This window comes from Streptococcus sp. Marseille-Q8145, assembly GCF_965112035.1.
Genome location: NZ_CBCOPQ010000001.1, coordinates 514,586 through 529,800 on the forward strand (window position 1 = coordinate 514,586; position 15,215 = coordinate 529,800).

15 protein-coding genes and 1 riboswitch are annotated in these 15,215 nt (G+C 41.5%); of the genes, 3 read left to right on the top strand and 12 right to left on the bottom strand.

Annotated elements, in window-relative coordinates:
- Window positions 1-217 precede the first annotated feature (217 nt).
- On the top strand, window positions 218-2,491 hold the full coding sequence (locus tag ACWPVL_RS02610) for an AAA family ATPase (RefSeq protein WP_454386648.1): 2,274 nt from the start codon (window positions 218-220) through the stop codon (window positions 2,489-2,491).
- 125 nt (window positions 2,492-2,616) lie between these two features.
- Here the strand turns inward: ACWPVL_RS02610 and ACWPVL_RS02615 are convergent, their stop codons facing one another.
- The 8 genes from ACWPVL_RS02615 to ACWPVL_RS02650 all read right to left on the bottom strand — a co-directional run bounded on the left by ACWPVL_RS02615 (window position 2,617) and on the right by ACWPVL_RS02650 (window position 9,103).
- Window positions 2,617-4,671 (bottom strand): cation:proton antiporter, encoded by a 2,055-nt coding sequence (locus ACWPVL_RS02615; RefSeq protein ID WP_454386650.1) that lies wholly within the window; start codon window positions 4,669-4,671, stop codon window positions 2,617-2,619.
- A 12-nt stretch (window positions 4,672-4,683) separates the two neighbouring features.
- Window positions 4,684-4,938: a hypothetical protein gene (locus tag ACWPVL_RS02620; RefSeq protein ID WP_125378818.1), complete on the bottom strand. Its 255-nt coding sequence runs from the start codon at window positions 4,936-4,938 to the stop codon at window positions 4,684-4,686.
- Between the two features lie 47 nt (window positions 4,939-4,985).
- Window positions 4,986-5,534, bottom strand: a complete 549-nt coding sequence (locus ACWPVL_RS02625) for a tRNA (mnm(5)s(2)U34)-methyltransferase (protein WP_454386653.1) — start codon at window positions 5,532-5,534, stop codon at window positions 4,986-4,988.
- Window positions 5,528-6,475 carry a TIGR01212 family radical SAM protein gene (locus tag ACWPVL_RS02630; RefSeq protein WP_454386655.1) on the bottom strand — a complete coding sequence of 316 codons (948 nt, stop codon included), beginning with the start codon at window positions 6,473-6,475 and terminating at the stop codon, window positions 5,528-5,530. Before ACWPVL_RS02630 ends, ACWPVL_RS02625 begins: the two co-directional genes overlap by 7 nt.
- Before the next feature lie 59 nt (window positions 6,476-6,534).
- On the bottom strand, window positions 6,535-6,834 hold the full coding sequence (locus ACWPVL_RS02635; RefSeq protein WP_454386657.1) for an MGMT family protein: 300 nt from the start codon (window positions 6,832-6,834) through the stop codon (window positions 6,535-6,537).
- A gap of 102 nt (window positions 6,835-6,936) precedes the next feature.
- Complete coding sequence (locus ACWPVL_RS02640) at window positions 6,937-7,587, bottom strand: phosphatase PAP2 family protein (protein ID WP_454386659.1); 651 nt, start codon at window positions 7,585-7,587, stop codon at window positions 6,937-6,939.
- A complete protein-coding gene (locus ACWPVL_RS02645) occupies window positions 7,577-8,134 on the bottom strand; it encodes an ECF transporter S component (protein WP_062004384.1) in 558 nt (185 codons plus the stop codon). Before ACWPVL_RS02645 ends, ACWPVL_RS02640 begins: the two co-directional genes overlap by 11 nt.
- Before the next feature lie 144 nt (window positions 8,135-8,278).
- Window positions 8,279-8,513, bottom strand: a riboswitch (FMN riboswitch).
- A gap of 80 nt (window positions 8,514-8,593) precedes the next feature.
- Window positions 8,594-9,103, bottom strand: coding sequence for a tRNA (cytidine(34)-2'-O)-methyltransferase (locus tag ACWPVL_RS02650; protein ID WP_454386661.1), 510 nt, complete (start codon window positions 9,101-9,103; stop codon window positions 8,594-8,596).
- A 305-nt stretch (window positions 9,104-9,408) separates the two neighbouring features.
- Between ACWPVL_RS02650 and trkA the strand changes: the two genes are divergently transcribed.
- Together trkA and ACWPVL_RS02660 are read left to right on the top strand one after the other, a co-directional pair.
- Window positions 9,409-10,758: a Trk system potassium transporter TrkA gene (gene trkA, locus ACWPVL_RS02655; RefSeq protein WP_062122652.1), complete on the top strand. Its 1,350-nt coding sequence runs from the start codon at window positions 9,409-9,411 to the stop codon at window positions 10,756-10,758.
- A gap of 4 nt (window positions 10,759-10,762) precedes the next feature.
- Entirely contained in the window at window positions 10,763-12,202 is a 1,440-nt protein-coding gene (locus ACWPVL_RS02660; protein WP_454386664.1) for a TrkH family potassium uptake protein, read from the top strand.
- Between the two features lie 405 nt (window positions 12,203-12,607).
- Here ACWPVL_RS02660 and ACWPVL_RS02665 read toward each other — a convergent pair whose 3' ends face one another.
- From ACWPVL_RS02665 to ACWPVL_RS02680, 4 genes are all read right to left on the bottom strand, one after another.
- Window positions 12,608-13,060 carry a YrhA family protein gene (locus ACWPVL_RS02665; protein ID WP_454386666.1) on the bottom strand — a complete coding sequence of 151 codons (453 nt, stop codon included), beginning with the start codon at window positions 13,058-13,060 and terminating at the stop codon, window positions 12,608-12,610.
- Window positions 13,042-13,443, bottom strand: a complete 402-nt coding sequence (locus tag ACWPVL_RS02670; RefSeq protein WP_454386668.1) for a hypothetical protein — start codon at window positions 13,441-13,443, stop codon at window positions 13,042-13,044. The genes ACWPVL_RS02665 and ACWPVL_RS02670 overlap by 19 nt, the downstream gene beginning before the upstream one ends.
- Window positions 13,444-13,845: 402 nt before the next feature.
- Complete coding sequence (locus tag ACWPVL_RS02675) at window positions 13,846-14,493, bottom strand: imm11 family protein (protein ID WP_061422405.1); 648 nt, start codon at window positions 14,491-14,493, stop codon at window positions 13,846-13,848.
- A gap of 148 nt (window positions 14,494-14,641) precedes the next feature.
- Window positions 14,642-15,211 carry a hypothetical protein gene (locus ACWPVL_RS02680; RefSeq protein ID WP_454386670.1) on the bottom strand — a complete coding sequence of 190 codons (570 nt, stop codon included), beginning with the start codon at window positions 15,209-15,211 and terminating at the stop codon, window positions 14,642-14,644.
- Between the last annotated feature and the right edge of the window lie 4 nt (window positions 15,212-15,215).

Consider the following 15,215-nt stretch of genomic DNA (forward strand, 5'->3'; position numbering starts at 1 on the left):
CTCTCCTATTTTACCATAAAAAGAAACTGAAATACCAGTAAAAGACCATTTTTTTCTCTTTTTCGCGCTATAATTTCTCAAAAAATCAGTCTCAGGGAGGATTTTGTAGTAAATTCTTGCATTGTGCAAGAATACTGATATAATGAAACTATAATACTTTGACTATTTTTGACCATTTAAAAATAGGTGGATCTACGGCCAAAGAAAGAGGTAGAATATGCTTTGTCAAAATTGTAAAATCAATGAATCAACCATCCATCTCTATACAAATGTAAACGGAAATAAACAGCAGATTGACCTTTGTCAAAACTGCTACCAAATCATGAAGACAGACCCTAACAATAGCCTTTTTCGAGGACTGACTCAGGCTAACAACCAAGGAATTGATCCTATTGACGATTTCTTTAACAGTCTTGGTAATTTCCAACAACCCCAAGAACCAAATCCAAATATCCCGCCAACTCAATCTGGAGGAGGCTACGGTGGCGGTGGCTATGGTGGCAATTCCAATCATGGAGGCGGAGCACGCCAACAGGCTCCGCAAAAGCCAAAAGGTCTCCTAGAAGAGTTTGGTATCAATGTGACTGAGATCGCCCGTAAAGGAGAAATTGACCCTGTCATCGGTCGGGACGAAGAGATTACTCGTGTTATTGAAATCCTCAACCGCCGCACCAAGAACAATCCTGTCCTTATCGGAGAGCCCGGTGTCGGAAAAACAGCTGTGGTCGAAGGCTTGGCCCAGAAAATCGTAGATGGGGATGTACCTCACAAACTCCAAGGCAAGGAAGTTATCCGCCTAGATGTTGTCAGTCTAGTACAAGGGACTGGTATCCGTGGTCAATTTGAAGAGCGGATGCAGAAGCTCATGGACGAGATTCGTTCTCGTCAAGATGTCATTCTCTTTATTGATGAAATCCATGAAATCGTAGGAGCTGGATCTGCTGGCGATGGCAATATGGACGCTGGAAACATTCTCAAACCAGCTTTGGCTCGCGGAGAACTCCAAATGGTTGGAGCGACTACCCTCAATGAATACCGTATCATCGAGAAGGATGCAGCCCTCGAACGCCGCATGCAGCCCGTTAAGGTAGATGAGCCAACAGTAGAAGAAACAATCACCATCCTCAAAGGGATTCAGAAAAAATACGAAGACTACCATCACGTCAAGTACACAGATGCGGCCATTGAAGCTGCGGCACTTCTCTCCAACCGCTACATCCAAGACCGCTTCCTGCCAGACAAGGCTATCGACCTCTTGGATGAAGCTGGCTCTAAGATGAATCTGACCCTCAACTTTGTTGATCCTAAGGTTATTGACCAGCGGCTGATTGAGGCCGAAAACCTCAAGGCTCAGGCCACTCGTGACGAAGATTTCGAGAAGGCGGCTTACTTCCGTGACCAGATTGCCAAATACAAGGAACTTCAGAAGACGAGCGTGCTGGATAACGATATTCCAATTATCAGCGAGAAAACCATTGAGCACATTGTAGAGCAAAAAACCAATATCCCCGTAGGCGACCTCAAAGAGAAAGAACAGTCTCAACTGGTCAATCTCGCCAGCGACTTAAAAGCTCATGTCATCGGCCAAGATGATGCCGTGGATAAGATTGCCAAGGCCATCCGCCGCAACCGGGTCGGACTGGGAAGTCCTAATCGCCCAATCGGCAGCTTCCTCTTTGTTGGCCCAACTGGTGTCGGTAAGACTGAGCTGTCTAAGCAACTAGCCATTGAGCTCTTTGGCTCTGCTGACAGCATGATTCGCTTTGATATGAGTGAATATATGGAGAAACACAGCGTGGCCAAGCTGGTCGGTGCGCCTCCAGGCTACGTCGGATACGAGGAAGCGGGTCAGTTGACTGAGCGCGTCCGCCGCAATCCCTACTCGCTCATTCTACTGGATGAGGTGGAAAAAGCACATCCTGATGTTATGCACATGTTCCTGCAGGTTCTAGATGATGGCCGCCTGACCGATGGTCAAGGTCGGACTGTCAGCTTCAAGGACACCATTATCATCATGACATCCAATGCCGGAACTGGCAAAGCTGAAGCCAGCGTTGGCTTTGGGGCAGCTCGTGAAGGCCGTACCAATTCCGTCTTGGGTGAGCTGGGTAACTTCTTCAGTCCTGAGTTTATGAACCGCTTCGACGGCATTATCGAATTCAAGCCACTCAGCAAGGACAATCTGCTGCAGATCGTCAACCTCATGCTGGACGATGTCAACCAGCGCTTGGCAACCAACGACATTCATCTGGATGTTACAGAGAAAGTCAAAGAAAAATTGGTTGATCTTGGCTACGATCCGAAAATGGGTGCTCGCCCACTGCGCCGTACCATTCAGGACCATATCGAAGATGCTATTACTGACTTCTATCTGGAAAATCCAAGCGAAAAAGATCTCAAAGCTATCATGACTAGCAATGGAAAAATTCTCATCAAGTCAGCCAAAAAGGCTGAAGCAGAAAAAACCAAGCTGGATGAAAGCCAAAGCTAACTGATTTTAGCTCTGCGTCTTGATAAACTTTTAAAAACAAAGCAAGAAGAGAACGGATAAAGCATTCCGTTCTCTTTTTTGCATCTATTTAATTTTTAGTGGAGCTCACTGGATAGCCTTATCTTCTAGCGCTCTCTAGCGTAATTAACCATATCATAAGGTAGAGTATTGGCTCTTTCTTTCAGTGAGTAATTTTCTAAATTATTGACATTTTGGCGCAGGCGTTTAGCATAGCTACTTGAGATCAATTTCTTTTTCTCATATTCAAAGATAATTTTTCTCTCCAAATAATAGCCCCAGATCATTTCTGAGATATTATTGGGCTTGAATCGCGCAATAACACGCTCGACGAAGGCACCACTACCGATGATCTCCGTTTCCCTTAGTCGAGATTCCTGCAAAAAAGTAATTAGAGAAGGCTTATAGATGCCTTTTAGATGTTCCAAACTTTCGATAATGACTTCGGTATTGGACAGATAAAGCTCTGCTATATCCTCCATATCCTCAGCAGTTAGATACTTAGCTCCACCTTGCCTCCAAGAGCGCCATCTAGCACCAAGGGTGACGATTTCATGGAGCAACATGCGCAATACGCGCAGTGTAACGAGAAACATATAGGTAAATCGAGAAACTAAGTTTCGATTGATGCCCTGCTCAATATTATGTAGGTAACGCTGATAAAGATGATAGCCACGATCGCTGATTTTTCCTTCCTCAAAAGCTTGCTCTAAACCATCATTTTCGATACTCAAAATCAATAATTTCAGAGCCGCCAAGTCTCGCTGAGTGGCCTTGTCTTCCTGTTCAAGGATTAGGTTTTCGATACGACCATGGTAATTGTCAATAGCCGCATAGAGAGGTGCCTTAGCCTTGGTTTGCTTGAGGCCTGCTTCCAGCTCACTCACCACTTCATTTAAAATAGCAATGTGCATGAGGTGCTCGTTTTCTTCTTCTCTTTCCTCAGACAGATGAGGAAGTGTGAGTAAACCCGTCAGAAAGCTAAGAAAGGTCACACCTGCTACCAAGAAAAGCAACAAAGGATGATCTTGCTCCAACTGACTCGGAATCAAAAGAATAGTCGCAATGGAGACGGTTCCTTTGACACCTGAAAAGGTCAGCAGCAGCATTTCCTTCAGGTAGTTTCCAACATTCTTGTGCAATCTTCTGATTCGAATGAAGTAAAAAGTGAACAGCATGACAAACCGAAGGGCAAAGAGTAGGAAAGTCAGAAGGACAATGCTCACGAGTAGCAAGAGATTATCGTAAATCGGACTCTTTAAGATTGGCTCTGCAATCATCTCCAGTTCGATCCCTAAAATGATAAAGACAGAGCCATTGAGCATAAAGTTCACTGTATTCCAGATGGTTTCTGTAACCGAATCCACTTGGGCTTCCAGAAGCGTTATCCGCTTGAAGCGGCTAGCCTTAAAGATACCTGCGACGACCACTGCGATAATCCCTGAAACATGGATTTCTTCTGCTAAAAAGAAGGTAACCAAGGGTAGGCTCAGCTCCAGCAAGAGCTCACTAGCAATATCTGATACTTGGGCACTCATCAACAGTTTATGCAACCAGCGATTAAGAGCTGCGCTGGCCATCCCAACAGCAAATCCTCCAATAATGGAAAGAACTAAGGAAATACTAGCTTTTCCTAGGGAAAAACTTCCTGTAGTCCAGGCCAAAAGAGCCACACGAAAAGCAACTAGACCAGACGCATCGTTGAGCAATCCCTCTCCTTTTAGGATATTTTCCACCCGCTTGGGGAAGGAAAAACGTTCTGATAGGGAAGCAAAGGCAACCAGGTCTGTTGGACCCAAAGCAGCTCCTACGGCAATGCAGGCCGCCAAGGGCAAAGCAGCCCAGAGAAGATGAGCCAGATAGCCCAAACCAAGCGTTGAAATAAAGATAACTGGAAAAATCAAATACAAAATGATTCGCCAGTGCTTGAGAATACTGGTAATATTGCTTTCCTCAGCCTCCCGAAAGAGCAATGGCCCAATTACCAAGGCCAAAAATAGCTCTGTATCTAAATGAAATTTCCCCTGAGGAAGGAGAAAACCAAGCGAAATTCCCAGCACAATTTGCACTAGAGGTAAAGGAAGCTGGGGCAGCAAGCGGTTGGTCACATTCGATACAACCAATAAGAGCAAAAAAACAATCGTGTAGAGAAGGATTTCCACTTTGAACCTCCTTTATCTTTGCTGGCAGCACTCTTTAAACAATTCTTTTTGCGCTGAAATCTTTTGATCGATTTTGGATAGGTCGCGGTGCTCAATCATCTTTTGGCAGCGCTCCATCTCTAAATTTACCAATTTTTTCTTGATTCGCAGCATTTTTTTATTCATTTTGGCCTCGTCCAAAAGGCCAACAGTCGTTTCTTCATTGGCAGACTCGACGTATTTGTTTCGTAAGCCAGCTAATTTTTCATGCAAATATTGCTTGTCCATTTTTTCTCCAAATGATTCCTTAGAAAGTTTTTAAAACTTTGGAATCCTTATTTTTCTTTTAATTTCTCAATCATAACCAAGAAAGGCGGATTATTAATCTGATTGATGGTCTTGTAGAGGGCAACAGTAAAGTCCTGCTGGGACAGCTGACTGACAAAGTCTAGCACCGCATCTTTTTCAACTTCACCACCTTCATGCCCGTAGTAAATCATGATAGCTGCACGTCCGCCTTTTACTAAACATTGGCAGACCTTTTCCAAAGCTTCCAGCGTCGTATCGGGTCGGGTAATGACAGACTTGTCCGCCGAAGGCAGGTACCCCAGATTAAAAATAGCAGCCTTGAAATGGTCTGTGTATTGGTCCAGACTCTCATGGCCAGCCAAGATTAGCTGAGCATTGTCCAAGCCAGCTTCTGCCAAGCGCTGGCGGGTCTTTTCCACAGCCTGCTGCTGAATGTCAAAAGCATAGACTTGCTTGGCCAACTGAGCCAGAAAGAGGGTGTCATGCCCATTGCCCATAGTGGCATCCACAACGACATCTTCCCTGGTCACGACTTCAGCCAAAAAGGCATGAGCCATCTGTAAGGGTCTTAACATACGAATCTCTGCTCCTTTGCTTTACAGCCTTGCTTGCTGCCACGACGACGCATTTCTGCCTCGATGGCATTGAGAACTTCCCATTTATTGAGGCTCCACATAGGGCCAATCAACATATCTCGCGGAGCATCGCCTGTGATGCGGTGGATGACGATATGCTCGGGGATAATCTCCAGCTGGTCACAGACGATGGAGACATACTCCTCCTGACTGAGCAGTTGCAGTCGCCCCTCATGATAATCCCGTTGCATGCGGGTATTGGTCATCAAGTGAAGTAAGTGAAGTTTAATTCCCTGAATGTCATTGTCCGTCACACAGCGGCAGACATTCTCCAGCATCATCTCATGGGTTTCGCCCGGCAGGCCGTTAATCAAGTGAGAGACAATCTCCGCCTTGGGAGCAAGCCTACGGACTCGCTGGACCGTCTCCACATAGAGCTCATAAGAATGGGCACGATTGATAAGGTCCGAGGTCACCTCATAGGTAGTCTGAAGGCCCAGCTCCACAGTAACATGCATGCGCTCAGACAAGTCAGCCAAGTAGGCAATGGTCTCGTCGGGCAAACAGTCAGGCCGAGTTCCGATATTGAGTCCAACGACACCTGGCTCGTTAATGGCTTGCTCATAACGATCACGGATCACCTCAAGCTTCTCATGGGTATTGGTGAAGTTCTGGAAATAGACCAGATACTTGCGAACATCTGGCCACTTGCGGTGCATAAAGTCAATTTCCTTATAGAACTGCTCGCGAATGGGCGCATCAGGCGCCACGATGGCATCACCAGAACCCGAAACAGTACAGAAAGTACAGCCTCCATGCGCTACCGTACCATCCCGATTGGGACAGTCAAAGCCTGCATCAATAGGCACCTTAAAGGTCTTTTCTCCAAAAAGTTTTCGATAATAATCGTTCAAAGCATTGTAAGATTTCATACCTTCCATTCTACCACAAAAAGGATCCTAGAAACAAAAATTTCCTCTTTCACCAAGAAAGAAGAAAATCATGCCTCCCATTGATAATGCTTGAGGTCCACAAAGCCATTGGCCTTCAAGTCCACTCCTTCCGCCCAGAGCAAGTGTGCTTGGTCTTCCCAGCCTGGTGCGAGGCGCCCTGCCGCATTGACCACCCGATGGCAAGGATGCTTGCCATCATAAAGCTCCGACTGGCTGAGAATCTTCCCGACTAAACGGGCGTTTTTAGGCCGCTCAATCAAACGAGCAATCTGGCCATAGGTCGCCACGCGCCCAGCAGGAATCACATCCACAATGTCTAAAACTAACTTGATGACTTCTGGATTCAAAACGGACAACCTCCTCCTCATCTCACTTGCTCCTATCTTAAAAGAAGAGGCCTCCTTTGTCAAGACAAAAAGGCTGGCAAAGCCAACCTTTCTCATCTCTATTTATTTCTGCTTTCCCCTGAAACGCCATTGAAAGCGCAGCTTGTCATAAAAAGGAAATTCGATATTGAGAATGGCAAAGCCCATCAAGGCTCCTCCGATCACATCTGTCGGATAGTGCACGCCCAGATAGACTCTGGATGCCATAATGGTCAAGATAAAGAGCAAGAGCAAGCCCTGTACCAGACGTTTGATTTGTTGATTTTGCATCCGTTGCTGGACAATGATAATCAAGGTGCCAAGAACAATGGCTGTCGCCATGGCATGCCCACTTGGGAAAGAATAGCCTCCCTCTTCGACCAAGTGCAAAATACTAGGCCGACTTCTTTGGTAAACGAGTTTAATCAGCTTAATCAAAATCCCATGTAAAACCAGATTTCCCGCCAGCAAGGCAGCTTCCAACTTCCATTTTTTATAAAGGAAAAATAGGACAAGGGCAGAAACCCAGATAATAATTCCTAGTGGGTCAATCACACTGGTCACTAGTTTGAAAAATGTCGTCAAGAAGGCAGGCAAGTCTCCCCGCAGCCAAGTTTGAATAGGGTTATCAAAGCCAACCAGCTGCTCTGGATAAAACTTGACCATGTAGCCTAGTATGACGAAAAGTAAAAGGGCAAAAGAGCCCTTTGTTAGATAAGATTGTTTATTTTTCATAGCGTTTTAGAACGGGCGTCAAAAGCGTGTAAATCAGCCAGAAAGCCACCGCCCAGATCACTCCTTCTAATAGGTTAAAGGGGACAATCATGGTCAGCAGATACTTACTTACACCAATCATCTGACCGATATCAAAGTTTGCAAAACGAGCATAAAGCGGGATGGCATAAAAAGCATTCAGCGCCAGCATACTTGCAGTCAAGGAAAGAATTCCTAGGAATGATGCAAGCAGGTAGCTCATCAAATCTCTCTTCTTTTCCCAGAAAAGAGCAAAGAAGATGACATAGACCAGAATCGCCACAATATTGATTGGCAAACCGATCAAGGTTTCCACTCCATGACCATTTAAGGACAATTTTAAAACAGAGCGGATGAGCAGAACTGCTACAGAACTCTTAAAATCCAAGAGAACCAAGGCTAATAAAATCGGAATAATCGAAAAATCCAATTTTAGAAACTCGGCTACCAAAGGGATTTGATAGAACATGAGCAGGAAAGATAGTGCAGATAGAGCCGCTACTATCGCCATTTTGCGCGTATTTGTCATAACAGGTTCCTCCAATTTATAAAAATTAGAGAAGCTGGAAGGCTGCTAACACAAGGCCCGAAAAATCCTTTCAGAATTTATAAGAGTATATAAAATACCCCTTAAAATAAAATTAAAACGACCAACCGGCCAGGCAATAACGCCTTTCGTCTTCTCCCATCCAGACTATACTGTCGGTTGTGGAATCGCACCACATCAGCTTTCGCTCGCGGACTTGAGTCAACATTGAGGAAATAAAGATTTTTCTTTTAGACGAGGCGACAAGCTGAAGGCATAACTAGAGTTAGGCAAAGCTTGTCAACAAAGTATAAAAGAAAAAGATTATTTCCGCGTCAAATTTACCGCCGGTCGGGAATCACACCCTGCCCTGAAGACACTCTTATCATAACAAAAAAAGCCTGCCAGAGCAAGCTTTTTGATTGATGTAATAAATATTATTTCAATTCAACTATTTTTCTTTTACTTCAACTTATCCGCTTCGTATTCATGCACCAAGTCCAGTCCAGCAAAGTTCTGTTGGCGTAGGGCTTCGTAGACTATCATACAGACTGTATTAGAGACATTTAAGCTGCGGACGTGCTGGTCATTCATGGGAATGCGTAAAGCCTTTTCTGGATGCTGGCGCATAAATTCCTCAGGCAAGCCTTTATCTTCACGACCAAACATGAAATAATGTGGTCCTTCTGCTACGAAATTCTCCTCCGAGTAGACCTTCTCGGCAAACTTAGAAATCAGATAGAGCCGTCCGTCCATCTGCTCCATAAAGTCATCTAGACTCTCATAGAAGCTAATATCCAGCTTATCCCAATAATCCAGTCCAGCCCGCTTCATCTTACGGTCATCAATGGGAAAGCCCATGGGCTTGATGATATGGAGGGGAGAATTGGTCGCTGCACAAGTACGAGCGATATTGCCGGTATTCTGTGGAATTTGTGGTTCAAAAAGGACGATGTGATTTTGCTGTGACATGATTTTTTCCTGATTTTCATTAGAATAAAAAAATAGCCACACTGCCCGGAGTCAAGCTCAGCAAACAGCGTGGTTAAGGCATCATTAACTTACATCACAACAGGTTTGATGTAAATCAATGAGGGTACTTTCCTAGTATATCATTTTCTTCCGACAAGTCAATAAAAATGACCTCAAAAAGTGAGATTTTTATAGGATTTCTTTTGAAACAGCTTACTATTCTGTAAAAAACGACTTTATTGAGATTTATAGATGAAATTTTATATAAAAAAAGGTATGATAGATACATATTCGGGAGGAATAATATGAAAATTATCGTCGTCGGAAGCGGGAAGGTCGGAGCCGCCCTTTGTCGCTCGCTCGTTGCTGAAAAGCATGATGTCGTTTTAATTGAACAAAATGAAGCTGTTCTAAATCATATTACAAAACGTTACGATATTATGGGCATCGTTGGAAATGGTGCGAATTTTAAAATCTTGGAGCAGGCAGATGTTGCCCACTGCGATATCTTTATTGCCATGACTGAGCAGGATGAGGTTAACATGGTTTCAGCCGTTCTCGCAAAGAAAATGGGGGCCAAAGAAACCATTGTCCGCGTGAGAAATCCTGAATACTCTAATGCTTATTTTAAAGAAAAAAATATTCTAGGCTTCTCTCTGATGGTCAATCCTGAACTCCTAGCTGCTCGTTATATTGCCAATATTATTGATTTTCCTAATGCACTGTCATTGGAGCATTTTGCCAATGGCCGAGTGACCTTGATGGAGTTCAAAATCAAGCCAGAAAGCTATCTCTGCCAAATGAATCTCTCGCAATTTAGGAAGCATTTCCCCCACGTTATTATCTGTGCTATTGAGAGAGAGGGCAAACTCAGTATTCCAGATGGGGATTTCACCTTGCAGCCATCTGATAAAATCTTCCTAACTGGAAATCGTTCAGAAATTGTCCGCTTCCACAATAAAATCCGGCCAAGAGTCATCAAGAGCCTCATGATTATCGGGGCAGGTAAGATTGCCTATTATCTATTAAACATTCTCAAAAATAGCAAGATTGAGCTCAAGGTCGTCGAGATCAATCGCCAGCGGGCAGAGTTCTTCAGCCAAGAATTCCCTGAGCTCTACGTGGTCAATGGAGACGGTACAGCCAAAGATATTCTACTCGAGGAAAGAGCTGCGCATTACGATGCAATAGCTACTCTGACAGGCGTCGATGAAGAGAATATCATCACCTCAATGTTCCTTAACAATCTTGGCGTTCAAAAAAACATTACCAAGATCAACCGGACAAGTCTCCTCGAGATTATTGACAATCAAGACTTCGCAAGTATTGTCACGCCAAAAGGGATTGCGGTTGATACCATTATGCACTTTATCCGCGGACGGAATAACGCGCAATTCTCCAGCCTAGAAGCCTTGCACCATGTAGCAAATGGCCAGATTGAAACGCTCCAATTCCAGATCAACGAAGGAAATAAAATGGTCGAACAGCCTCTTTCTCAGCTCAAATTGAGGAGCGGGGTGCTGATTGCTGCTATCATTCGTCAAGGCGTAGCCATCTTCCCAAGTGGAGATGACTATTTGGAAGTCGGAGATAAGATCATCGTGACAACCTTGATTCAAAACATCGATAAGATTTACGATTTGTTAGAGAGGTAGCCCCATGAATAGACCTATGATTCGCTTTCTCCTCTCCAAACTCCTGCTCATCGAAGCAGCTCTCTTGTTGGTTCCAACAATCGTTGCCCTGATCTACCGTGAAGATCTTAAAGTCTTCCTTTCGATCGGCGCGACAATGATTATTTTAGTGATTTTGGGTGGATTAGGTTCAGCCTTTAAGCCTAAGGATGCCCACATTTACACCAAGGAAGGGGTACTGATTGTTGCCCTTTGCTGGATTCTCTGGTCCTTCTTTGGCGCTCTGCCTTTTGTCTTTTCTGGTCAGATTCCTAATCTAATTGATGCTTTCTTTGAAGTTAGCTCTGGCTTTACCACTACTGGTGCTACGATTTTAAATGATGTATCTGTCCTTTCCCACTCCCTCCTCTTTTGGCGTAGTTTTACCCACTTGATTGGAGGAATGGGGGTGCTGGTCTTTGCCTTAGCTATCATGGACAATGCCAAAAATGGCCACTTAGAGGTCATGAAAGCGGAAGTTCCTGGACCAGTCTTTGGTAAGGTTGTGTCGAAATTAAGAAACACCGCCCAGATTCTATATATTATCTATCTAGCGCTCTTTGCCCTTTTTACTTTTCTTTATTTCCTTGCCGGCATGCCACTCTTTGATAGTATCGTCATCGCAATGGGAACAGCTGGTACGGGAGGCTTCACTGTCTTTAACGACGGAATTGCCCACTACAACAGTTCGCTAATCACCTACCTTGTCAGCTTTGGCGTTCTGACCTTTGGGGTGAACTTCAATCTCTACTATTATCTCTTGATTCGAAGATTTAAAGCCTGTTTTCATGACGAGGAGTTGAAAGGCTATCTCTGGATTGTCCTCACTGCCACTATTTTGATTAGCTTCAATGTTCTCCATGTTTACGGGGAATTTGCAAAAAGCTTAGAAATTTCATTTTTCCAAGTTTCCAACATCATTACTACGACAGGATTCGGCTATGGAGATACCGTACAGTGGCCTCTCTTCTCACAAATCATTCTGCTGCTGCTCATGTGTCTAGGAGGTTCTGCTGGCTCCACCGCTGGCGGTTTCAAAGTGATCCGTGCCATTATCATCGGCCGCATCGCTAAAAACCAAATCCTTTCCACACTTTCGCCAAACCGCGTTCTAACCATGCATATCAACGGCGCTGTTTTGGATAAAGATACCCAACACAAGGTTCTTAAATATTTGGCAGTTTATATTTTGATTATCGCAGCTTTGATTTTCATCATCAGTCTGGACAATAACAATCTAATGACTGTTACCAGTGCTGTCATCAGCTGTTTCAATAATATCGGACCAATGATTGGGACAACCGAGACCTTCTCTATCTATAGCCCATTTTCTAAATTCCTCCTCTCTCTTGCCATGATTGCAGGACGTTTAGAAATCTATCCTATCCTGCTTCTATTCCTACCAAGAACCTGGTCTAATAGATAGCAGGAAAATAGCTATAATATTATACTCAGGTTTATCATCGAGTTCAAAAATAAAAGCTCTATAATTCTGTAGTGAGTAAAACTACTGTAGGAATTATGGAGCCTATTTTGTTATCTCGAATATATAATATACAAATCATCTCATTTACTTAATACATGATTTCGATAATTTCCTCATTAATTTATTTTTCCATGTTATCCTCCGATTTGGCTTGCTACTGATTTCCTTTTCACGCTTCATTATGGTTCTAGTATGCCACAAACAATATATATATAAGGTTTGATAAACCATAAAAGACCACCTCAAGGTGGTCTTTTATCCAAGCAAACTATTTCCATTATATTCCTGCTGAAAGGCTTCCATATCTACCATTGGAAAATTATTTATCATACTTTACCTATCTTTTTAAGAGGCATATTCAATAGCATCTGAAAGAAAACTTTCAAGCAAATCATCTAAAGAATTAAATTTCTCTACTACATCCGCGGATGGCATATCTAGTTCTAAATAATCATTGTTACTAGGATTATATACAAACCAACTAATATTGTTCTCTCCAATAAAAACAAACTGTTTATTTTCTTCAACTTCATGCCAAATTTTATTATACTCAAAGAAATCATAAATCTCTGAAGAACAACTATCGTCTGCTTTTAAACCATAAAGAACACACCCATTAAAATCAAGACCATTTACTTTTGTTAAAAATCGTGAATATTCTTGCTCCATGAATGTCTTAACTTCGTTTGTTTCATTTTGACTAAGAGATTTAATTTTCTCTAAATCAATTGGAGAATTTAACTTTTCTCCATAACCAGATTCAATTTTTTCTATTTTTTCTAAAAGTTCAAACCACATTTATTTACCTCACTAATTATATATGTCCTTCCTATGATTGGCCACAAAACTTCCTTACTATCATCTATTTTCATTGTTCTAGCAATACTGTTTTGATAATTGGTAATAACTTTATAGTAAGGGGCATTCTTTATCAAGACCAAGTTGCTAAAGTCATTAGTTCCGCTATCATCAAGTGGCAATTCATGGTGCACTTGATAACCTTTCTGCACAAATCCATCTTTCAACTTTTGAATATCTGTTTCACTAAGCCCATGAGATTTCAAATTTTTAATATCTGATGAAATTGATTCCAAAAAATCTTTTCGAACAGACTTATTAAAATCATTTCTTAATTCTTTTAGAACACTTCTATCATGTTTCACATAATTTATTTTCTTCATTTCTATATCAGGTAAAGTAACATCCTCACCTCTAAGCTTACCGATAAAACGGCTTTGAGGCTCACTTAAATCTCTTGAAATGTTTTCAACTGCTTTCTCACCAAACTCTTCCTTGGTATGTTTACCAACTTGTTCTGCAGCCTCTTTCGCACCTTTAGCTACTTCATCGCCATGTTTAGCTAACTGCTCACTAGCTTCTTTGCTGAACTCTTGTTGGGATCACAGACATGTTCCAATGTATTCTGTAAATGTGATTTTTTGATAATTATAAAGAGTAGAGTAATACTTCAAAATTTCATAAAAACACCCTGAAAGCTAGATTTTTTATTCTAACTTTTAGGGTGCAGGTCTCCTTTCTGTCAATGGACTTCTTCATTTTTGGAGTAGGAACCTAACTGACTATTATTCATATATACCATGTTTTTCTATATATTCTTGTTCCTCATTATCTTCAGCAACTCTATAGAATGCAAAACCAGTCCACTTATGTTTCATAACCATTTGACGAAATTTCTCTGATACATATATCACAGTAAAGTTTTTCGAAGCGCGAAAAACATCTACTCCTTGACACTTTAAGGAGTCTATTCTTTCTCCTTTGGGTTCGAAAAAATAAACATCGTATTTCTCATTATAACGGTATTTACTATTTTTCATATCAAATGCATCAATTACACAGAGAACATGTAAAACAAAATAATTTGTATTGATGCTTCCAGTAGCTACATCAATTAATTTTACAGGATAAAATTCTAAATTGGGGTATTCTTTTTTTAGTATTTTTACTACATTCTTTCTAAATATAGGCCATGAATCAATATTACCTAAGTAATCACTTTCCTCTGTCATCTCCAATGAATTATAATAGAATTCTACATTTGGCCACGACTCTACTTTCTTTTCAGAATATATTATTGTATGAAATCTACCTTTAGGATAATTTTCATATTCGATGTCATTGATATTATTACCATCCCCATAAATATAGCATTTCTTTTTTTCAATAACCTTATCTACAAGATCCATATCATATTTTAATTGATAAAACATTAGTCTAAACCTTTCCAATAATTCGAGTAAAGCATTTTTTTATCTTGCAAATCTAACCCCATCTCAATAATCATCTTCGTTATATCGAACAGTTATTAAGGGACTAAACTCAACTTTTTAATTTTAGAATCCATCTGAACAAACTTACTCAATAAAAATTACTTGTCCAGAAAGGAACTTCTTTATATTTTTTTGAGTCAGATACAAGTCGCTTATGTCCGAATTCAACCTCAAAATAATCATACAAATCCATTCCATAATAGATAATATCTAAATCTACAATAGATAAAACGGGCATTTCCTTATTTTCAAATATTGGAAGAAAACGATGCCCATATAAAGGAATTAGAGAGGGAGCTGATTCTAGCATTTTTCTTATTTTCTTATTTTTCTCTTCTACTCTAGCAGGCTCTAGTCCCCAGGAAATATCCCAAACTATTTCATCAATACTTTCCAAAATTCCATTATAAGGACTCGCTAATCTTTCTTTTATAGCTGCTATGTTTTCAACTGAAAAATCTCTCCAGTTATAAAAACGTTCTGAAACAGGCAGTATATTTTGATAAAATTCCAACCACTGCTGGGGAAATTTTACATTATATATTTTCTCAATTTTTCTTACTTCGCTATCGCTTAAGCCTTGCTCTATATGAACATTATTCTCAAGCAGTAGCTTTTTAATCTTATCTATTTTCATTTTCAAATCATCTCGCTTCATATCT